This is a genomic window from Mycobacterium sp. THU-M104 (assembly GCF_049197365.1).
Classification (GTDB): domain Bacteria; phylum Actinomycetota; class Actinomycetes; order Mycobacteriales; family Mycobacteriaceae; genus Mycobacterium.
In genome coordinates this window covers 1-19642 of record NZ_JBMIOP010000098.1, presented here as the reverse complement: position 1 = coordinate 19642, position 19642 = coordinate 1, and the positions used below count along the sequence as shown (strand labels likewise).

Below are 19642 nucleotides of genomic sequence, written 5' to 3'. Positions count from 1 at the left end.
GCCACTTGGGCGTCCGCGTCGCCGGGTCTTCCGCTCCGCTCCCATCGCAACCTCCGAAATAGTCTTCGGCTGTTGCGACGTTGACTGGAATCCGCCAGGGGTTGTCCGTCACGTAATTCCCCACCCTGGGGCGTGTCAGGCGGGGGTTGGGGTGCGCTGCTCAGGTTCGCTTCGTTCAGGTGGCCCCGTCCGGGGGCCTGGAAGGGGCCAGAGGTGGCAAGGAGATCGTGGAACGTGACCGACTTCGTGGAGATGTTCCGGCACTGGAACGCCGGTCGATCCCAGGTGCAGATTTACGAGGCGCTCGGCATCGACCGCAAGACCATTCGCAAGTACTTGGCCCCGGCGCTGACCGAGGGCCTGCAACCGGCCCCCGATGGGGCGTTCGACGAGGATCTATGGCGAGCGCGGATTGCGCGCTGGTTCCCGGAGTTGATCGACCCGACGGTGCGGGCATTGAGCTGGCCGCTGATCGCGGTGCATCACCAGTGGATCGACGAGCAGCTGGCGGTGCCGGTCACGGTGGCCACCATCGCTCAACGGTTGCGCGACGATCACCACGTCGAGGTGTCGGAATCAAGGGTACGGCGTTACATCACAAGCGCTTTCGCCGAACAACGCCTTGAGGAAAAGGTCACGGTGCCACGCGGTGCTGTCGAGCCGGAGCCCGGCAGTGAAGCTCAGATCGACTACGGCAAGCTCGGCATGTGGTGCGACCCACACTCAGGCCGACGCGTGGCGGTGTGGGCCTTCGCGATGATCTTGGCGTGCTCGCGGGCCCTGTTCGTCCAACCGGTGTTGCGGATGGATCAGCGGTCGTGGAATGCCTCGCATGTAGCGGCATTCGAATTCTTCGGCGGTATCCCGGCTCGGCTGGTGTGCGACAACCCCAAAACCGGGGTGCTGCGTGCGGATCTGTATGACCCGCAGATCAACCCGGCCTACGCCGAGCTTGCCGCGTTTTACGGCACCCTGATCGACCCGGCACGAGCCCGAAAGCCCACGGACAAGCCCCGCATCGAACGGCCGATGCCCTACATTCGGGACTCGTTCTTCGCCGGCCGGGAATTCACCGACCTGGCCCAGATGCAGGCCGAGGCGCTGCGGTGGTCGGAACCTCCTCATTTTTGCGGGCATTCCTACGTGATGCATGGACCAGATTTCGCGGGCATATTGGCTTGATGCATTACGCCAACTGAGAAAACCTCAATCTCGCAGCCGTGCCATAACTGATCCTGGATCGTCGATCTTGGTTACGGCTGTGCAATCTCGGTGAGCGTAGCCTGGGGCGCGACAGTTCTGAATAGGCCACCTGCGGAAAGGGAAGCGGATGATTGACGCTGACCAGGCCCTCACGAAAGCCCGGCAAATAAGTCGTTACCCGGTCGTCGATCCCCATGATCTCAGCGGACTGCCCGATGATTTGCGGGTCCGCATCCAAGAGATCGGGGCTCGCAGCGGTTTTGTGCCGAACGTGTTTTTGGCGATGGCCCATCGCCCCGACGAAGCGCGGGCCTTCTTCGCCTACCACGACGCGGTGATGGAACGGTCCGGCGGGCTGAGCAAAGCCGATCGGGAGTTGATCGTGGTGGCCACCAGCGCCGCCAACCGGTGCCCGTACTGTGTGGTCGCCCATGGCGCGATCGCCCGGGTGCGCACCAAAAATCCGCACATCGCCGACCAAGTCGCCACCCACTGGCCTTCGGCGGAACTTACCGACCGTCAACGTGCGATGCTCGACGCGGCGGTAAAGCTGGCCGTACAGCCCTGGGACTTCGGCGAGTCCGACCGCGAATCCCTTCGCGGCCACGGCTTCAGCGACGAGGACATCTGGGATATCGCAGCCGTCACCGCCTTGTTCGGGCTGTCGAACCGGATGGCTCACGTAATGGCGCTGCGACCCAACGACGAGTTCTACCTGCTCGGCCGGATTCCCCGCGCGGGCCGCGAGCGCAGTGGGGATCCCGCTGCATCCACCCGGGAGGCGGCCGAAGCATGAGCTATGAGCACATAGTCGTCGAGTACGACCGCTTCGCCACGATTCGCATGAACCGCCCCGATCGTCGCAATGCGCTGTCTTTGGATCACATGCGCGAGTTGATTGACGCATTTCGGGCCGCCGATGCGTCAGATTACCGGGGAGTCATCCTGGCTGGCGCCGGGCCGGTGTTCTCCGCCGGCCACGACTTCGCCGATATGGTGAACCAAGACCTCGGTTTCATGCGCCAGCTTCTCGGTGTCTGTGCCGAGTTGATGACGACGATGCAGTCAATCCGCCAGCCGGTGATCGCAAAAGTTCAGGGACTGGCCACTGCGGCGGGTTGCCAACTGGTCTGTTCGGCTGATCTGGCGGTGGCCTCGACTGAGGCTCGCTTCGCCATTCCCGGCGGCAAGGGCGGCTGGTTTTGTCACACACCGCTGGTGGCGGTCGCACGGTCGGTCGAACGCAAACAAGCGCTGGAGATGGCCTTTACCGGCGACCCCATCGACGCTGACACGGCGCTGAGGTGGGGCATGGTCAACCAGGTGGTGTCGCCCGATCAGCTCGACGCTGCCACCGAGGGCTTACTGTCGCGGGCCACCCGGGGCAGTTTCGCTTCCAAAGCCCTCGGCAAGTCCGCGTTCTACGCACAGGTCGATCTCGACCAGCCTAAGGCCTACGCTCACGCCGTCGAGGTGATGGCCGCATCCAGCCAGCTGCCCGACGCCCGGGAGGCCATGGCTGCTTTCTTGGAGAAGCGCCCGCCGGTATGGGCAGAGCCGACACGACTCGGCCCCGAAACCGCGCGGCGCTGACGGACCCCATCCGCGACGCGTTACCGCAGGACGCTGCGCGCCGTCCCTGTGCGGCTCACCGCCGGTCGGCACGCGTGGGCCGAGCAATTAATACAACATTAAACTAAATCGGCCGCGTTCGTCGCCGAGGGTGCGGTCACGTTCGCTTGACTGCCGCCTTCGCCGCCGAGCCGGTTGCCAGCTTTTCGAGCAGGCCGATCAGCATGAGCCGTTCGGGCGCCGATAGCGATTCCGCCCACGCCTGTTCGCGGGCGTTGTGGTCGGCGAACGTGCTCTCGATGGCCGCCCGACCGTGTTCAGTGAGCTCGAGTTGGACTGCTCGCGCATCCTGGCGTGACGAGCTCCGTTTCGCCACGCCATTTCGCTCGAGGGTGTTGACCAGCGCCGATACCGCTGAACGGCTCATCCCCGAAAGCGCCGCGACCGTCTTGGCGTCACATGGCCCAACCAGCCACAGCGCGAACACGACTCGAAAACCCGCCCAGCTCCACCCATGCGGGCGGTGCACCGAGGATTCGACGTCGTAGACCAGTGCGCTGGTGACGCGGTGTAGCGCCAGAACGAGGCGCATCGCCACCGGGTCGACTTGCGGAAGTCGCGCCGTCGTCTCGGCGACGGCGAAATCGACGAATGACAGGTAATCCAGACTGCCCGGCTCGATTTGGGGTGTGCTCACGGTACCGACGTTAGCGTTGTCGACCTCACCGGATAATCAAGGCTTGACCGATGCTGTGATCCGGGCTACAGTTACGATAGTTTATAGTAAAACATTTGATTAGTGTGGGGTGACCATGGCCACAGTCTCATTCGCATCCTCGGCGGACCTCGAAGAGAAGGAACAAACGCTGGAAGTGCTCGCCGAGGGCGTCTACGCGTTGACCGCCCAAGGCGATCCGAATATCGGCGCGGTCGAGGGCGAGGACTTCGTGGTGTGCTTCGAGGCGTTGGCGACGCCTGTCGCGGCGCGCGAGTGGTTGGACAAACTTCGCCAGCACACCGATAAACCGGTGCGCTATTTGGTGTTATCGCATTACCACGCTGTCCGGGTGCTGGGCGCGTCGGCGTTCGATGCCGAGATCATCGTCGCGCACGAGAACACTCGCGCTCTTATCGCCGAACGCGGCAAGCAGGATTGGGCAAGCGAGTTCGCCCGGATGCCGCGGCTCGCCAAAGCCCCTGAATCGGTTCCCGGGCTGACCTGGCCGACACTGACGTTTTCCAACCGGCTCACCATCGATCTCGGCGGCGATCGCGGAGATCTGGAGTTGCAGTTCCACGGCCGTGGACACACCGAAGGAGACATTGTTGTTTGGTTGCCGGCCCACAAGATCCTGTTCGCCGGTGATCTCGTCGAAGCCGAGGCTGCGCTCTACACCGGAGACGCCTTCCACCGCGACTGGTCGACGGCCACCCTGGACAGCCTCAAGGCTCTTCAGGCCGAGGCGCTCGTGGGTGGCCGGGGCGCGGTTTCACGCGGCCGTGCCGCGGTCGACGCCGCGATCGAGCAGACCCGCGATTTCCTCACCGTCATGATCCGTGAAGTCGGTGCGGTGCAAGCGCGTGGTGGCACGCTCAGGCAGGCGTTCGAGGCGACCCACGCGGCCCTGTTTGACCGTTACGGACATTGGCCGATCTTCGAGCATTCGCTGCCGTTCGATGTCGCCCGACTCTGGGACGAGCTGTCCGGTGTCGAACGGCCCGTCATCTGGACGGCTGATCGCGACCGTGAGGTCTGGGATCAGCTGCGGTCTTGATCGACACGCCGTCGAGCTGGACCCGACAACTCGCCAGCAGGAGAAAGGATCGACGCGATGACGGCCGATACGGTGCCTTCGCGTCCGCGTGTCGCGGTCTTGGGCAATGGGCCGGTAGGGCAGACCACAGCGTTGCTGCTGGCCAGGTGGGGCATTCCGGTCGTTGTCCTCGACGCTCGGGCGCAGCGCGATCCCATCGGTTCCAAAGCTATCTGCCAGCAGGGCGACGTCCTGGAAGTATGGGATGCCGTCGGCATCGGTCGGCAAGTCGCGGACGAGGGGATCACCTGGGAGCGGGCCCGCACTTTTTACCGCGACCGCGAATTGTTCGAGCGAATGCTACCCGACCGGGGCGAGTCCCCGTTCCCGCCGTTCGTCAACATCTCCCAGACCCGCGTCGAAGAGCTCCTCGATGCGCAGCTCACCGGCAACGCACTGGTCGATGTGCGGTGGGGACATGCCGTGCAGAACGTCAGCCAGGACCAGCGCGGCACCCTGATCACCTGCGCCACCGCGAACGGACCGATCGTTATCGAGGCTGACTATTGCGTGGTGGCTCTCGGGTCGCGCGCTGACCGTATCCGCCAGCAATTGGGGGTCAGCTTTGACGGGCGCTCCTTCGACGACAGGTTCCTGGTCACCGACATCCAGGCCGATATCCCCGGCTGGGAGGCTGAACGCCGGTTCTACTTCGATCCGGAGTGGAATCCCGGTCGTCAGGTGCTCATCCACCCATGCCCAGATTCGACTTTCCGCATCGACTGGCAGGTTCCCGGCGATTATGACCTCGACGCCGAGGAGGCCGACGGTGGCCTCGACACCCGGGTCCGCTGCATTATCGGCGATATCGATTACCGCGTCGTGTGGCGATCGGTTTACCGCTTCCAGTCGCGGGTAGCCAGCCGCCTGCGTGTCGGGCGGGTGTTGCTCGCCGGCGATACCGCCCACGTCGTGTCGCCATTCGGGGCTCGCGGGCTCAACACCGGTGTCTTCGACGCCGACAACGCCGCATGGAAGCTCGCGTTCGTGCTACGCGGCTGGGCGGGAGAGTCGTTGCTGGAGACCTATCACGACGAGAGGTACGCCGCTGCGCGGGAAAACCTCGACGTCACCACAACGACCATGGATTTCCTGGTTCCCCAGAATCGACTCCAGACCCGGCAACGAGAACGCATCCTGTCCGCCGCGCAGCACGATAGGGCGGCGTGGCCACAGGTCGACTCCGGTCGCATGTTCGAGCCGTTCTGGTATGTCGACTCCCCGTTGGTGACACCGGATCCGGCACGCCCGTTCACCGGGCGCCCCGAGCTCGGCACCACACCAAAACCCGCGCCTGGCATCCTCGTGCCCGACGTGTTCGTGCGCACCGGCGACCACGCGCAACTTCGGCTGCGCCAGATCGCCCGTGAAGGGCTGTTGCTGCTCACGGCCGACGGGGTGGACGTCGAGGCGGTGACACGGGCAGCCACTGCCGCGCTCCCGACTGGTGTTCGTGTGCACGCGATCGCTGATATCGACGCGACCGGCGCACTCGCACGAGCACTTCAACCGAACCCCGGGGAAGTGTGGATCATTCGGCCAGACGCCTATATCGCCGCCGTCGCCGCTTTCGATGATCTGGCCGGAATCGACGCAGCGCTCAACCGCACACTCGGGCGAACCAGCCAGCACAGCGAACTATCGCCTTCGAGCGCACCCTGAAAACGGAGGAGTCCTGAGATGGTTTTCTACCGTGCGATGGGCACGATCCCGCCTAAACGCCACACCCAACATCGTTCTCCTGACGGCGATCTGTACTTCGAGGAGTTGATGGGTGAGGAGGGTTTCGCCTCGGATTGTTCGTTGCTGTATCACCGGGGCATGCCCTCGGCGATTGTTGATTCGACCGTATGGGAGCTGCCGAAGCAGTCAACGAAGCCCAACCACCCGCTGCGGCCGCGACATTGGAAATCCCACGATTTGTTTCCCGATGGCCGGTCATCGACCGTCGACGTCGTCACCGGCCGCCGACTGATCCTCGGCAACGCCGACGTCCAGATCTCCTATGTGGTAGCGGGCCAGGATTCACCGCTGTATCGCAATGCCACCGCCGACGAGATCGTCTACATCGAGTCGGGCGCAGCTACCGTCGAGACGGCATATGGTCCACTGGCAGCACGGCAGGGCGACTACGTCGTTATCCCACGGTCAACGACGCACCGGTGGTTGCCCACGGGCAACGAACCGCTGCGGGCCTATGTGATCGAATCCACCGGACACGTCGCACCACCGAAACGTTACCGCTCGCAGTTCGGGCAACTACTCGAAAATGCCCCGTATTGCGAGCGTGATCTGCATGGCCCGACCGAACTCATAACACGCGAAGGCTCCGAGGTCGAGGTGCTCGTCAAGCACCGTGGCCCGCACGCAAGCATCGGAACACGGTTCGTCTACGCGCACCACCCATTTGACGTCGTCGGCTGGGACGGCTGCATTTATCCCTACACCTTCAACATCGCCGACTTCGAGCCGATCACCGGTCGCGTGCACCAGCCGCCACCGGCCCATCAAGTGTTCGAGGGCACCAACTTCGTCATCTGCAATTTCGTCCCGCGCAAAGTCGACTACCACCCACTGGCAATCCCGGTGCCCTACTACCACTCCAACGTCGATTCCGACGAGGTCATGTTCTATTGCGGCGGCGACTACGCGGCGCGGAAAGGATCCGGCATCGAACAGGGCTCTGTGTCTCTTCACCCGGCTGGGCACGCCCACGGCCCACAGCCGGGCGCGGTCGAACGCAGCATCGGTGTCGACTACTTCGATGAGCTGGCCGTAATGGTCGACACGTTTCGGCCCCTGCAGCTCGGCGAAGCTGCATTGGCCTGTGAAGATCCGGAATATGCTTGGAGCTGGGCGCAACGGAGCCTGACATCATGAGCCTGATCCCCCAGCTGTACCGAGGTTTATGTGACGACGCGGCGCTGTTCCCGCCGGGAAATGCGCCGCTGAGCCAGGCGCTGACTAATCATTTCCGTTACCGTGCCGGCGATTTCGCTGATCTGATCGGCAACTTTATATGTCCCGCCGCTCGTCTCGACGACCTTCGGCCCCTACTTTCTCAGGCCACGGCGAAACTCGAAGTGTCGTTGACCTTCCCCGATGGGCTGAGCGGGTTGACGCAGGCACTCGCCGGCGCCGCCAACATTGACACCGCGCTGGTACGCGGGATCGAGATCGCCCTGCCGGCCGTCGCGAAGCCCCGCACCTTTTTCGCCGACCTGGCGGCCACGGGCGTCGCAGCCACGGTGGACGTCTACGTCGAAGTACCCCGCGACGACCGGCAACAGGCCGTGCTCGACGGCATCGCCCAGGCTGGATTGCGCGCGAAATTCCGCACCGGCGGCGTGCGTGCCGACCTGTACCCGAATGAACACGAGTTGGCCGGTTTCTTGCTGCGCGCCCGTGAACGCGACGTCGCGTTCAAGGCGACCGCGGGACTGCATCACGCCGTCCGCAACACCGACCCGGCCACCGGTTTCGAGCAACACGGCTATCTCAACCTGATGCTTGCTGCCGCGGCGCCAGCAGACGAAATGGAAACCCTTCTAGCGTTGCGTGATCCGCTGACAATCACCCAGCGAATAGGCGATCTTGATCCGTCGGTACGCTCGCGATTCATCTCCTTCGGCACCTGCAGCATCAACGAACCCCTGACCGAACTAATCGATCTGGGCCTTCTGCCCGCGTCGGTGACGCAAGGAACAAGAACGTGAGCAGCCTGCCCGTTGCGGCTGAATCACCGTTCGGTATCGACAACCTGCCCTACGGGATATTCTCGCCGCCACACCAACCACCCCGCGTCGGAGTGCGGCTCGGCGACTACGTCATCGACCTGTCGATGATGTTCGGCGACGACGTGTTCGCCGCGCCATCGCTGAACCCGTTCATGGCTCGCGGCCGGTCCAGCTGGGCCGAGACCAGAGAACGCATCACCACGTTGGTGCGCGACGGCCAACTGCCCGAGCGGGCGCTGCATCGAATCGACGACGTCACGATGCGGCTGCCGTTCGAGGTGGCCGACTACATCGATTTCTATGCCTCCGAGCACCACGCCACCAACGTCGGCAAGCTATTTCGGCCCGATTCAGCGCCGTTGCTGCCGAACTGGAAACACCTACCCGTCGGATACCACGGCCGGGCAGGCACGGTGGTGGTTTCGGGAACCGACATCGTCCGGCCCAACGGGCAACGAAAGCCCACCCAATCCGACACGCCGGTATTTGGCCCATCCATCCGACTTGATATAGAAGCCGAGATCGGCTTCGTCGTCGGGGTCGGCTCGCAGCTGGGCCCCCCGATCCCGGTGGACGATTTCGCCGAGCATGTCTTCGGTGTGGTCATCGTCAACGACTGGTCGGCCCGTGACCTCCAAGCGTGGGAATACGTCCCCCTCGGCCCGTTCCTCGGCAAGAGTTTCGGAACCTCGATCTCACCGTGGGTGGTGCCGCTGGCTGCGCTGCAATCCGCACGGGTACCGACACCGATACAGCAACCGGTGCTGCCCTACCTGCAGGAGGTCGAACCATGGGGCCTCGACATCGAGCTCACCATCGAGTGGAACGGTGATGTCGTGAGCCGTCCACCCTATCGCCAGATGTACTGGTCGCCCGCCCAGATGCTCGCGCATGCCACCATCAACGGCGCATCCACCCGAACCGGCGACCTGTTCGCCTCCGGCACCGTCTCAGGCCCACAACGCCAGCAATGCGGGTCATTTCTGGAATTAACCTGGGGTGGAGCTGAACCGGTTGCAGTGGCAGGTTCGACACGGACGTTCCTGGAGGACGGTGACGAGATCGTGATCACCGCCGCTGCACCCGGCCCGAACGGGCGACGCATCGGATTGGGCGAAGTCCGGGGACGAATCACCCCGGCACCGCCCATCCCGTTGCGCACACCATGAAAGCTCCCCGACCCTACGGCGTCTACCGCCGTCGAGCACAACCCCGAAATCGTTCCCCGGATTGGGGCTACAGCTACGGCCGACATCTGGACCGTGACGGTCTGATAGCCTGGCAGGCATGACACGGTCGGACGGAAACAATTCTGGCGGTGGCGATTTCGCTAAAGTCATGTTGGCCGCCGACCTCGCGTCCGCAAGACTGGGCATACGGTTGATCCGCGCCGCGCCCGGAGAAGCGACGGTCGCAATGACGGTCACCGACGATATGCTCAACGGCCACGGCATGACACATGGTGGTTTAGTCTTCACGCTCGCTGACACAGCCTTTGCCGTCGCCTGCAACGGTTACGGAAAGACAACCGTCGCCGTCGGCGCATCAATCACCTTCATCTGTCCGACGCGCGCAGGTGACGAGCTTATCGCTGATGCAGTCGAACGAGTACGCCGTGGGCGTAGCGGCGTCTACGACGTCACGGTGCGGTGCGGCGCGGACATAATCGCCGAATTCCGCGGCAACAGTCGTCAAATCGGCGATGGTGGCCGCTGACGTCGGCCCTCTCCCGGTTTGTGCGCACGGTCTGTGTTGCGTCCGTTTCACGGCCGAAAGGCAGCTTCCTGTACTCACCTACTGGGCGCACCGACCTGCCGAGCAATGGCGGTGCGCGGCGCGCGGATGGGACGGGATTGCTATCGGAGCTGGCGGTGGTCCTCGACTCTGCGGAGTTTACCGGTTTCGGAGCGGGGGATTTCCCCCGGCGCCACGAGTGAGACCGATATCGAAATCCCGATGGTTTCTCGTAGCTTCGAAACGGCCTGCCGGCGCAGCGACCGCAGTGTGTGATCGGCCTCCACCACCTCGTCGGAAAGCACTTCAGCGGTGATCGAGCGGAATGTGTCGTCGGTGAGTTCGGCTCGCACTTCGAGGTTGTCGAGTTCGCCTTCCCGGGTGGCGACAAGCTGGAAGTTCACCGACAGCGCGGGGATGCCGGCAAGCACGTCGCCGACTTGGGTCGGAAAGACGTTGACACCGCGGATGATCAGCATGTCGTCGGCGCGTGCCTTGATGGGTGCCATCCTGACAAGGGTTCGTCCACACGCGCAACGTCCGCGAGACAGCGAGGTGATGTCGGCGGTCCAATAGCGCACCATCGGAAACGCTTTTTTCGTCAGGGTCGTCAGCACGAGCACGCCTTCCTCGCCGTCGTCTAACACCTCGCCAGTTTCACGATCGACAATCTCGGCAAGGAAGTGGTCCTCGTTGATGTGCGAACCCTCGCGCACCTCGACACATTCGTTGGCGACGCCGGGGCCGATCACCTCTGACAGGCCGTAGATGTTGGTGGAGCGCACACCCAGCCCAGCGTCAATCTCGCGGCGCATCGACTCGGTCCAGGGCTCTGCCCCCAAGACGGCAAACCGTAACGATATATCGCTCGCGGCAATGCCGTGGGAGGCCAACTCCCGGGCGATGATGAGCGCGTAACTCGGTGTGCAGGTAATGATCTCGGGCTGCAGGTCACGGATCAAGGTGATTTGGCGGTCTGTCATACCTCCAGATACCGGTACCACCGTCATCCCGAGATGCTCACCGCCACCGTGAACGCCGAGACCGCCGGTGAAGAGACCGTAACCGTAAGCGTTGTGATGGATCATTCCGGGCTCGGCGCCGCCCATCGCCAACGAGCGAGCGACCACTTGGGCGAACAACCGAAGGTCCTCCACGGTGTAGGCGACAACGATCGGCCTGCCAGTAGTCCCCGAGGAGGCGTGTACCCGCGCGACCTGATCCCTCGGCACTGCCAGCATTCCGAAGGGATAGGTATCGCGCAGGTCTGTCTTTTTTGTCAGCGGCAGTCTCGGCAGACCGTCGACCGTCAGCTTGTCGTCAGGGTTAATTCCGGCCTGTTCTAAGCGCTGTCGATAGAAAGGAACCCGATCCCACACATAGCGGACCAACTCGTTCAGCCGCTCACTTTGAAGATCGCGACGTTCGCCGGGGTCCATGGTCTCTGCGACCGGTTCGAAGATCATCTGCGGTCCTTTTTGTCTCTAGCGCGGTCAGAAGATCGGGATGATGTCTTGATCAGAGATGTCGCCGACTTCCTCGCCGGTGATGCCGACTTCGGGGATGGCGGGAAACGGAATCCCGTAGCGCTCGACGACGCTCTTGACGTTGAGCATCGCCTGTCGCCAGTTCTCCCGCTTTTCGTCGTAGGTGGCCACACCAAAACCGGCGGAGCGGGACACTTCCTCGATTTCGCGCTGGGTGGCGATGAAGTCGTCGGGAAGGTCCCAAAACTCTTCGGGGGGTTCGAACAGCATGCCGGACAAAAACACGTAGCCGGCGCGAATCTGCTTGGTTACCAGCGCCTTGTCCGCATCGGAGATCTTCGGATAATCCCGCTCCATCAAGGTCAGACACACCGCCATGTGGCGACCTTCGTCACGGCCGATGTTGCGGAAACCTTCCTTGAACACGGGCTCCTCGCAGTGGCTAGCCATGTGGTGAAAAAGTGTCGCGGCAGCGGTCTCACCCATCAGAAACGAGCTGAACACCACCGCGAGGCTGTAACGAGGTAACGCCTGGTTGTAGCCAGTCCAGTACCGCCCGCCATTGTGGTAAAGCCAGGCGGCGTTGCGTTGAGCCCGTCGGCCGAGATCGGTAGACGGTGCATAGTCGAGCGGGCCCCCCGGCGTGAGCCGGTTGATCGCGAGACCGCAGAACTGTTCGTGGTTCTGTTCGTCGCGCTCGATGGAGAAAAAGGCCCTGCGCACCGCGTCCTCCTCGTGCACCTCATAGGTGTGCGACAGCGCCTGGGCGAACACGGGTGGAGCCGATGCGTCGAAGACCGACAACAACGTGAACCAGTATGCGATCGCCTCACGCTGCTCGGGTGTGTAGCGATTCACGTCAAACGCCGACCAAGGCAGGGCCTCGGGATCCCAATATTCCCGCCGAGCGGCCCTCCAGATCTCTTCCAGGCGCTCCATCTGGGACGACTCCGCGCGCCAGCTGAGCGGGAAGATGTTCGGTTGCGGGATCGCCGGCGGCATATCCATGGTCTTGGCCAAGCGTTCCATCGTCATGAGCGATTTCCTCCTATGCTCGGGCCCTTCATCGTGGACCTCGATGTTTTAAACTTCTGAGTTCCCAGTCGGCTCAGATAACCGACTGAACGGTCGTTCGTTAGACTGTACTACGCTACCAACCTAGGAGGGCAAATGGCAAAGGTTATCCGGCTGCAGCCATCGGGTAAGGAGATCAACTGCGCCGAGGGACAGACCGTTCTCGAGGCGCTGGAACACGCCGGTTATGCGCTGCCCAATAACTGCCGAGCCGGTGCGTGCGGCGAATGCAAGGCCAGGGTGCTCTCGGGCACCTTCGACCAAGGCTTCGTCATGGACATGGCGTTGTCAGCCGAAGAGAAAGCCGCCGGATTCGGCCTTATGTGCATGGCAAAACCGACTTCGCAGGTGCTCGAACTGGACTACGGCACTGCCGACGCTCAACCCAAGCTGTTCGCTCCGCGTACGGCTGTGCCCTTTGTCGTGATTGAAAAGCTCAACAAGACTCCGGCGGTGGTCGAGTTGCGGCTTCGATCCCTTACCCCAGACCGACTGCGGTACTGGCCCGGACAGTACGTGATGCTCAGCAGCCCCGACGGTGAACCTCCAGCGCGCCAGTACTCGATCGCGAACGCGCCCCGCCCCGATGGGGAGATTGCCCTGTTGGTGGCAAAACATCCAGGCGGTCAGACGAGCACCTGGATCCACGACAGCGTCGTAGAAGGAGATGTGGTGTCGGTGTCAGGACCCTACGGCGCCTTCATCGGTGATGTCTCCGTGGAAGCACCGGTCCTGTGTTTGGCTGGCGGTACCGGTCTGGCCCCGATCTTCGCGCTTTGCGACGCCGCCCTCAAACGCGGTTTTTCGTTGCCGGTGACCATTATGTACTCGGCTCGCACGTCCGCCGAGATCTACCAGCCGGGCCTGATCGCCTACTGGCGGCGCCGATACTCCAATTTCAGCTTCCTCGCGACCTTTACCAGGGAACCCCAAAGCCAAGGCAAGCTGCACGGCCGCATCCCAGCGCTGCTACCTGAACTGTTCCCCGACCTGAGCTCCTACCAGGTGTTCGTCGCCGGATCGCCGGGTTTCGTGTCGGACTGCACAGCCTCCGCGCTAACATGCCGCGCAAAACCCGAAAACGTCTTCACCGAAAGCTATCTCCCAAGTGTTCCACCGTTACTCCCGGAGACTGACCGGCTCGTTACGCCTTCGCCCATCGGTTAGCGCTGTGATCGTCGGTTGCAACGGCTCAGCGGGCGCAGGTGAGCGGCCTTCGGATGGCGCGTCTACGCCTGCTGCCGCAGCTTCGAAGTGTCGAGTCCGAACAATCGGACGCTCTCTGCGCGTATGTCGATCTTGCGGACCTTCCCCGTGACGGTCATCGGGAACTCCTCGACGACATGAACATATCGGGGAGTTTTGTAGTGGGCCAGCTTACCGGTGGCAAAGGCGCGGATCGCGTCCGTGTCGAGCGCGGGCCGCCCCGGCCGCATCCGAATCCATGCGCAGATTTCTTCGCCGTACACCGCATCGGGCACACTGACCACGTGCGCGTCATCGATATCGGGATGGGTGCACAGGAATTCCTCGATCTCGCGGGGATAGACGTTTTCCCCGCCGCGGATGACCATGTCCTTGAGTCGACCGACGATGTTGCAGTAGCCGTCGTCGCGCATCACCGCCAAGTCTCCGCTGTGCATAAAGCCCTCGGAGTCGATGACCTCACTGGTCGCGGCGTCGTCACGCCAGTATCCGCGCATCACCGAGTAACCGCGGGTACAGAACTCTCCGGGCTGTCCCCGTTCGACGACGTGCCCGGTGTCGGGATCGACGATCTTGATCTCGAGATGGGGATGCACGCGACCAACGGTTGCGGTTCGCCGCTCCAGGTCGTCGTCGATGCGCGTCTGACATGACACCGGCGACGTCTCTGTCATGCCGTAGGCGATGGCGACCTCGTTCATGTTCATCTCGGCCACGCAACGCTTCATCACCTCGACCGGGCAAACCGACCCCGCCATGATTCCGGTACGCAGCGACGACAAATCGGTGCCAGCGAAATCTGGGTGTCCCAGCATCGCGATGAACATCGTGGGCACACCGTAGACACCCGTGCACCGTTCCGCCTCGATCGCGGCGAGTGTCTTTCCGGCATTGAAGCTGGGTGCCGGGATGACCATGGTCGCCCCGTGTGCGGTGCAACCCAGGTTTCCCATTACCATGCCGAAACAGTGATAGAACGGCACTGGGATACACAGCCGATCGTCAGGACCCAGGTTGAGCAGTTCGGTGACGAAGAAACCATTATTGAGGATGTTACGATGCGACAGCGTCGCGCCCTTGGGGAAACCCGTTGTCCCCGAGGTGTACTGGATGTTAATCGGGTCGTTGTTATCCAAGCCGGCCAACCGGGCCGAAAGTTCTTCCTCGCAAACACGTTCGGCATCGCTGTAAAGCCGGTCCCAGCCCGGGGTACCGAGAAAGATGACGTCTTCCAAAGCGGGGCATTGGGGCCGTACTTCGTCGACCATTCCGACGTAATCCGAGGTCTTGAACGTGGTCGCGGCAACAAGGATTCGAACACCCGACTGGTTGAGCGCATACGTGAGTTCATGTGTGCGATACGCGGGGTTGATGTTGACCAGGATTGCGCCGATCTTCGCCGTGGCATACTGGATAATCACCCACTCGGCGCAGTTAGGTGACCAAATGCCTACGCGTTCACCTTTATCCACGCCCAGCGCGATCAGGCCGCGGGCCACCTGGTCGACGTCGGTATTGAACTCGCGATAAGTCCATCGACGGTTCGCGCAGATGTCGACCAGCGCCTCGACGTCTGGATTCAGCGCAGCAATGCGCTCAAGGCTGGCCCCGATCGTCTCTTCGAGAATCGGGATGTTGGTCGGGCCGATATCATAGGAGTCCATCGTTGTGCCTGCGAGTGCCTTTCGTATCGAGCCGAAATCCAGAGACGAGCTCGACAGACGTCGTAGCCGCTAGCCAGTCATCAACTGTGCACAATCTCCTCGGTCGAGTACATCGTAGCTCCACCAGTAGCGAAATTGCGCACATCCGCACCGGCAGCGGCCATCTCGGGTGACTTGAGCGCAGTTTTGAGATCCTCGGAGGTGTCGAACAACAGGCTGGCGACCATGTAGTACGGCGGATCCTGCCCCGGCGGTATCGACCGGCACTTGCCGCTCGTAAACCCTACTAGTCCAGGAACTTTCAATGCCATCGGTATGTGAGTGTGTTCATAGTGCTCATCGAACGCGGCTGGATCGGCAGGCTGGCCGTAACAGACTGATACGCGAAACATGTTTAGCGGTCCTTTGTTTGGGTTTCAGGCATTCTTCTTGGCGACCAGGGTGAGGACATCGTAGGTGGCTACCGGTTTGTCGTCCTGATTGGTCACCACCGCATCCCATCGGACCTCGCCGTAGTCGGCCGTAAGCCGAGGTGTGACCTGCTTGGCAGTCAGGGTGACGGTCAATGCATCGCCAGGCTTCACCGGGGTCAGAAATCGCAGACTGTCGACGCCGAAGTTGGCCAATACCGGCCCCGGGTTCGGCTCGACGAATAATCCAGCGGCCAACGACACCACCAGGTATCCGTGCGCGACGATTCCCCCGAACAGGGGGTTGTTCGCGGCAGCTTCGGGATCGGTGTGAGCATAAAAAGTGTCGCCGGTGAATTCCGCAAAGTGGTCGATATCGTCTAGCGTCACGATCCGCGGACCACCAACGATGGTGTCGCCGATCTCCAACTCCTCAAGATGCTTACGGAACGGATGAACATCGGTTCGGATGCGGCGCGCACGAGAAGTCCACCGCCCGGTGATGGCTGTCATCATGTCTGGCCCGGCCTGAACAGCCGTACGCTGCATGAAGTGCAAAACACCCCGGATTCCGCCGAGTTCCTCCCCGCCGCCGGCGCGACCAGGACCACCATGCACGAGGGTCGGCAGCGGTGACCCGTGTCCCGTGGATTCCTTGGCGTCGTCGCGGTCGAGGACCAATACCCGACCGTGATATGGCGCAATGCCGATCACGACCTGCCGAGCTACGTGGGGATCGTGCGTCACCAGTGAGCCGACAAGGCTGCCCCGGCCCCGGGCGGCCAGCGTCACGGCGTCGTCGATGTCGCGATATGCGATCACGGTGCTCACCGGGCCGAATGCCTCGACGCTGTGGGGGGCACTGGCAGCTGGGTCGGTGGCCTGCAGCAACAGCGGCGGCAGGAAGGCACCGCGCATCGGGTCGGCGCCCTCGACAGTGAAATTGTCTGGATCCCCGCTGACTAGGGTGGCAGCGTCACGCAGGCTTTTGAGGGAGCGCAGCACTTCCTCCCGCTGGGCGATGCTGGCCAGCGCACCCATGCGCACCGTCTCCAGGTCGGGATTGCCGACGACGACCTTGGCCAGCCGCGCAGAAGTCGCCTCGACGACATCGCCGATCAGGGATTCCGGTACCAGCGCGCGCCGGATAGCCGTACATTTCTGACCGGCCTTGACAGTCATCTCGGTGACGAGCTGTTTGACGTACAAGTCGAATTCCGGGGTATCGGGACTGGCATCAGGGCCCAGGATCGAGCAGTTCAAGGAGTCGGCTTCGGCGTTGAAGCGCACCCCACCTTCGACGACGTTGGGGTGACTACGCAGCTTGGCTGCGGTCGAGGCCGATCCGGTGAACAACACGGTGTCACGGCCGTCGAGTACGTCGAACAGGCCTTGTGGGCTGGCGCACCACAGCTGCACCGTTCCCTCTGGCAACAAACCCGAATCGACGATGGCGCGAAATATCGCTTCGGTCAGGTAGGCCGTCTGGTGCGCAGGTTTGACGATGGAAGGCACACCGGCCAAAAACGCCGGGGCCAGCTTTTCGAGCATACCCCAGACCGGGAAGTTGAAAGCGTTGATCTGGACAGCGACTCCGGGTCGCGAAGTGTAGATGTGCTGGCCGATGAATGTTCCAGCACGACTGATATTTTCGATCCCACCGTCAAGGTAGACGGTGTCGTTGGGAAGCTCGCGGGCACCTTTGCTGCCGTAGCTGAGCAGTGTCCCGATGCCACCGTCGACGTCGATAACGGAATCACGCACGGTAGCGCCGGTGGCCTTCGACAATGGGTAGAACTCGTCCTTGCGGCTCATGAGAAGCTTGCCCAGCGACTTCAGGGCGGCCGCACGTTCGTGGAAAGTGAGTGCGCGCAGTGCTGGGCCACCGACCTCGCGCCCATGGGCGACGGCGGCCCCGAAGTCCTGGCGCGACGAGGTGAAGCGGGCCACTTCCTCCCCGGTGACGGCGTTGGCCAGGGGTATCGACTCACCGTTCGGCGCGATCCATTCGCCGGTGACATAGCTCTCGAGAACTGCAGTCAACGTTCTACTTTCTTCCTCATTTTCCAACCGTCCATTCGTTCGGTAGCGTAGCAGCCGTGCGGGAACACATCAAGGCTGTTCATCTCCGCTAGCCACTTCGACCTGAAAAACCCTCGCGTGTTGTGAGCGGTTCGGTCGGCCGTGCCTAACTTGAAGAACGAACGGGCCTCGGTCGGTGTCGATTACGCGGCGAGTGCGCTGATCTTGACCAGGTTGTGGGTGAGGATCCCATGTCCGGTCCAGATTCGGGTGCCCTCGGTGCTGTCAATGCGGGTTCGATCCCAGCCGTAGCCGCGTTTGAGGGTGCTGATTCGGCCTTCATGGCCGTTGCGCCACTTGATGGTTCGCCGAAACGCGGGCCGGTGTTCGGCGGCTCGTCGGGTCTGGGATGGTTTGCCTTTGCGCGGTATCACGACCGTGCGCACACCCAGGTCGTGCAGGGCGTCTTCGACGCGTTTCTCGCCGTAGCCGCGGTCGGCGGTGACGGTGGCAGGTGTGCGCCCGACTCGCTTGGTGATCCGCGCCACCGCCGGCGCCAGTTGCGGCGCGTCGGGCGGGGTTGCCCATATCCACGGTGTGATCGCGCACGACGCCATCCTCGTTGTCGGTGACCTGGGCCTTGTACCCGAACTCGACCGGTCGCCCGAGGCGGCCCTTGGCGATCGGGCGGGCATCGCCGTCGTGCAGGCTGACCCTCCGGGTGGCGCCCTCGGGGGTCTGTCCGGAAACTCGTTGGCGGGTCTGCGTGGCGATCTGGCGTGTCGCGGCCAGGAGTTTCTGCAGGTCGTTGACCGCGCGCACGAGCCGGCCCCGCCGCCGGCCGGCCACTGCGTCGCGCCCACCTTGAGCACGCAGTGCGGCGGCTTTGGCTTCGGCTCGGCGCACCGCCCGCTTGGCGTTGACCAGCAGCCGCTCGGCGTCACGCGCGGCGGTCTGCGCCAGTTCGGTCGGCTCACCGGTGCTCTTGAGTACCGCGGCGGTGGCCTCGTCGCGGCCCAGTGCGGCGCGAGAGCGCAGCTTGGCCGCGACCGCGTGAGCGCGCTTACCCGCCGCGCGGGAACGATCCCGCACCCGGGTGCGCACCGCACCGCCGGCGGCCTGGATCCGCTTGCTGGTTGTTGCGATCCGCCGTACCGCCTTGGCCAGCAGCCCCGAGTCGGTCCGATAGGCCACGGTAGCCAGCACCACCGTCGTGTCGGCCCGCACTCGGATGGTGCGCAGCAGCTTGGCCTCGGCCGCCTTGGCCAACAGGGCTTCGTTGAGCCCGTCCACCGCCGCCGACCCGCAGCGCGTGGTCAGCTTCATCAACGTCCTCGGATGCGGAACCGGCGCCTCCAGCGGGATCCGGCAGAACATCCGCCACGTGATCGAGTCTGAGACCTCCCGGCGCAGGCTACCCATACCGTCTAGCCCGGATTTTTCGCGGAATGCCGAAGTAGCTGGGTGTTGATGCGCGAAAGTACCTGTCCTGCAACGAATAATGGGAATTCTCTAGGTTTCCATATGGCGAGCGGAAGGCACTTCGCAAGTGAAGAGTATCGCGGTGACGCGGCGGGTGAAAGTATCGGCGGACGGTCGCGGGGTGGTGTCGCACGCCGGGCTGGGGCTGTTGCGGGAACTGGCCGATCTGACCGGGTTATCAGCGCAGGTCACGGCGGTGTTGGCCGATACTTACAAGGGGCCGTGGACCTATGCCCC

Annotated in this window: 15 protein-coding genes and 3 pseudogenes; 11 read left to right on the top strand and 7 right to left on the bottom strand. The window is 63.1% G+C overall.

What is annotated here, in order from left to right; translation table 11 throughout:
* Positions 1–234: 234 nt before the first annotated feature.
* The 3 genes and pseudogenes from istA to ACOJVU_RS09065 form a co-directional block, all read left to right on the top strand.
* A pseudogene (gene istA, locus ACOJVU_RS09075) lies at positions 235–1113 on the top strand (IS21 family transposase); the annotation flags it as partial.
* A gap of 217 nt (positions 1114–1330) precedes the next feature.
* Positions 1331–1999, top strand: coding sequence for a peroxidase-related enzyme (locus ACOJVU_RS09070; RefSeq protein WP_421529469.1), 669 nt, complete (start codon positions 1331–1333; stop codon positions 1997–1999).
* Positions 1996–2796, top strand: a complete 801-nt coding sequence (locus ACOJVU_RS09065) for an enoyl-CoA hydratase-related protein (RefSeq protein WP_421529468.1) — start codon at positions 1996–1998, stop codon at positions 2794–2796. Before ACOJVU_RS09070 ends, ACOJVU_RS09065 begins: the two co-directional genes overlap by 4 nt.
* Positions 2797–2932: 136 nt before the next feature.
* Here the strand turns inward: ACOJVU_RS09065 and ACOJVU_RS09060 are convergent, their stop codons facing one another.
* Positions 2933–3472: a MarR family winged helix-turn-helix transcriptional regulator gene (locus ACOJVU_RS09060; protein WP_421529467.1), complete on the bottom strand. Its 540-nt coding sequence runs from the start codon at positions 3470–3472 to the stop codon at positions 2933–2935.
* Positions 3473–3587: 115 nt separating this feature from the next.
* Between ACOJVU_RS09060 and ACOJVU_RS09055 the strand changes: the two genes are divergently transcribed.
* The 6 genes from ACOJVU_RS09055 (at position 3588) to paaI (ending at position 10042) form a co-directional block, all read left to right on the top strand.
* Positions 3588–4550 carry an MBL fold metallo-hydrolase gene (locus tag ACOJVU_RS09055; protein ID WP_421529466.1) on the top strand — a complete coding sequence of 321 codons (963 nt, stop codon included), beginning with the start codon at positions 3588–3590 and terminating at the stop codon, positions 4548–4550.
* 57 nt (positions 4551–4607) lie between these two features.
* Positions 4608–6251 (top strand): FAD-dependent monooxygenase, encoded by a 1644-nt coding sequence (locus ACOJVU_RS09050; protein WP_421529465.1) that lies wholly within the window; start codon positions 4608–4610, stop codon positions 6249–6251.
* An 18-nt stretch (positions 6252–6269) separates the two neighbouring features.
* A complete protein-coding gene (locus tag ACOJVU_RS09045) occupies positions 6270–7469 on the top strand; it encodes a homogentisate 1,2-dioxygenase (RefSeq protein ID WP_421529464.1) in 1200 nt (399 codons plus the stop codon).
* Positions 7466–8305, top strand: coding sequence for a hypothetical protein (locus ACOJVU_RS09040; RefSeq protein WP_421529463.1), 840 nt, complete (start codon positions 7466–7468; stop codon positions 8303–8305). The genes ACOJVU_RS09045 and ACOJVU_RS09040 overlap by 4 nt, the downstream gene beginning before the upstream one ends.
* A complete protein-coding gene (gene fahA, locus ACOJVU_RS09035) occupies positions 8302–9495 on the top strand; it encodes a fumarylacetoacetase (protein WP_421529462.1) in 1194 nt (397 codons plus the stop codon). Before ACOJVU_RS09040 ends, fahA begins: the two co-directional genes overlap by 4 nt.
* A 118-nt stretch (positions 9496–9613) precedes the next feature.
* Entirely contained in the window at positions 9614–10042 is a 429-nt protein-coding gene (paaI, locus tag ACOJVU_RS09030) for a hydroxyphenylacetyl-CoA thioesterase PaaI (protein WP_421529461.1), read from the top strand.
* A gap of 140 nt (positions 10043–10182) precedes the next feature.
* Here paaI and ACOJVU_RS09025 read toward each other — a convergent pair whose 3' ends face one another.
* Together ACOJVU_RS09025 and ACOJVU_RS09020 are read right to left on the bottom strand one after the other, a co-directional pair.
* The gene (locus ACOJVU_RS09025; RefSeq protein ID WP_421529460.1) at positions 10183–11526 is read right to left on the bottom strand and encodes a phenylacetate--CoA ligase family protein; all 1344 of its coding nucleotides are present in this window, start codon (positions 11524–11526) and stop codon (positions 10183–10185) included.
* 27 nt (positions 11527–11553) lie between these two features.
* Positions 11554–12582, bottom strand: coding sequence for a hypothetical protein (locus ACOJVU_RS09020; protein ID WP_421529459.1), 1029 nt, complete (start codon positions 12580–12582; stop codon positions 11554–11556).
* Between the two features lie 135 nt (positions 12583–12717).
* Between ACOJVU_RS09020 and ACOJVU_RS09015 the strand changes: the two genes are divergently transcribed.
* The gene (locus ACOJVU_RS09015; protein WP_421529458.1) at positions 12718–13788 is read left to right on the top strand and encodes a 2Fe-2S iron-sulfur cluster-binding protein; all 1071 of its coding nucleotides are present in this window, start codon (positions 12718–12720) and stop codon (positions 13786–13788) included.
* A gap of 62 nt (positions 13789–13850) precedes the next feature.
* On the opposite strand, the gene ACOJVU_RS09010 is transcribed toward ACOJVU_RS09015, so the two are convergent.
* The 4 genes and pseudogenes from ACOJVU_RS09010 to ACOJVU_RS08995 all read right to left on the bottom strand — a co-directional run.
* Positions 13851–15491: an AMP-binding protein gene (locus ACOJVU_RS09010; RefSeq protein WP_421529457.1), complete on the bottom strand. Its 1641-nt coding sequence runs from the start codon at positions 15489–15491 to the stop codon at positions 13851–13853.
* Positions 15492–15571: 80 nt separating this feature from the next.
* Positions 15572–15883 (bottom strand): EthD family reductase, encoded by a 312-nt coding sequence (locus tag ACOJVU_RS09005; RefSeq protein ID WP_421529456.1) that lies wholly within the window; start codon positions 15881–15883, stop codon positions 15572–15574.
* A 24-nt stretch (positions 15884–15907) separates the two neighbouring features.
* Entirely contained in the window at positions 15908–17944 is a 2037-nt protein-coding gene (gene paaZ, locus ACOJVU_RS09000; protein WP_421529455.1) for a phenylacetic acid degradation bifunctional protein PaaZ, read from the bottom strand.
* 182 nt (positions 17945–18126) lie between these two features.
* A pseudogene (locus ACOJVU_RS08995) lies at positions 18127–19348 on the bottom strand (ISNCY family transposase); the annotation flags it as partial.
* A 124-nt stretch (positions 19349–19472) separates the two neighbouring features.
* Here ACOJVU_RS08995 and ACOJVU_RS08990 point away from each other — a divergent pair.
* Positions 19473–19642 (top strand): annotated as a pseudogene (locus ACOJVU_RS08990) (IS1380 family transposase); the annotation flags it as partial.

Bases quoted from the DNA above. Each gene is read 5' to 3' on its own strand.
- ACOJVU_RS09040 (WP_421529463.1), top strand. From the start codon at position 7,466: ATGAGCCTGATCCCCCAGCTGTACCGAGGTTTATGTGACGACGCGGCG.
- ACOJVU_RS09055 (WP_421529466.1), top strand. From the start codon at position 3,588: ATGGCCACAGTCTCATTCGCATCCTCGGCGGACCTCGAAGAGAAGGAA.
- ACOJVU_RS09010 (WP_421529457.1), bottom strand. From the start codon at position 15,491: ATGGACTCCTATGATATCGGCCCGACCAACATCCCGATTCTCGAAGAG.
- ACOJVU_RS09050 (WP_421529465.1), top strand. From the start codon at position 4,608: ATGACGGCCGATACGGTGCCTTCGCGTCCGCGTGTCGCGGTCTTGGGC.
- ACOJVU_RS09065 (WP_421529468.1), top strand. From the start codon at position 1,996: ATGAGCTATGAGCACATAGTCGTCGAGTACGACCGCTTCGCCACGATT.
- ACOJVU_RS09020 (WP_421529459.1), bottom strand. From the start codon at position 12,582: ATGACGATGGAACGCTTGGCCAAGACCATGGATATGCCGCCGGCGATC.
- ACOJVU_RS09045 (WP_421529464.1), top strand. From the start codon at position 6,270: ATGGTTTTCTACCGTGCGATGGGCACGATCCCGCCTAAACGCCACACC.
- ACOJVU_RS09005 (WP_421529456.1), bottom strand. From the start codon at position 15,883: ATGTTTCGCGTATCAGTCTGTTACGGCCAGCCTGCCGATCCAGCCGCG.
- paaI (WP_421529461.1), top strand. From the start codon at position 9,614: ATGACACGGTCGGACGGAAACAATTCTGGCGGTGGCGATTTCGCTAAA.
- ACOJVU_RS09015 (WP_421529458.1), top strand. From the start codon at position 12,718: ATGGCAAAGGTTATCCGGCTGCAGCCATCGGGTAAGGAGATCAACTGC.
- ACOJVU_RS09025 (WP_421529460.1), bottom strand. From the start codon at position 11,526: ATGATCTTCGAACCGGTCGCAGAGACCATGGACCCCGGCGAACGTCGC.
- ACOJVU_RS09070 (WP_421529469.1), top strand. From the start codon at position 1,331: ATGATTGACGCTGACCAGGCCCTCACGAAAGCCCGGCAAATAAGTCGT.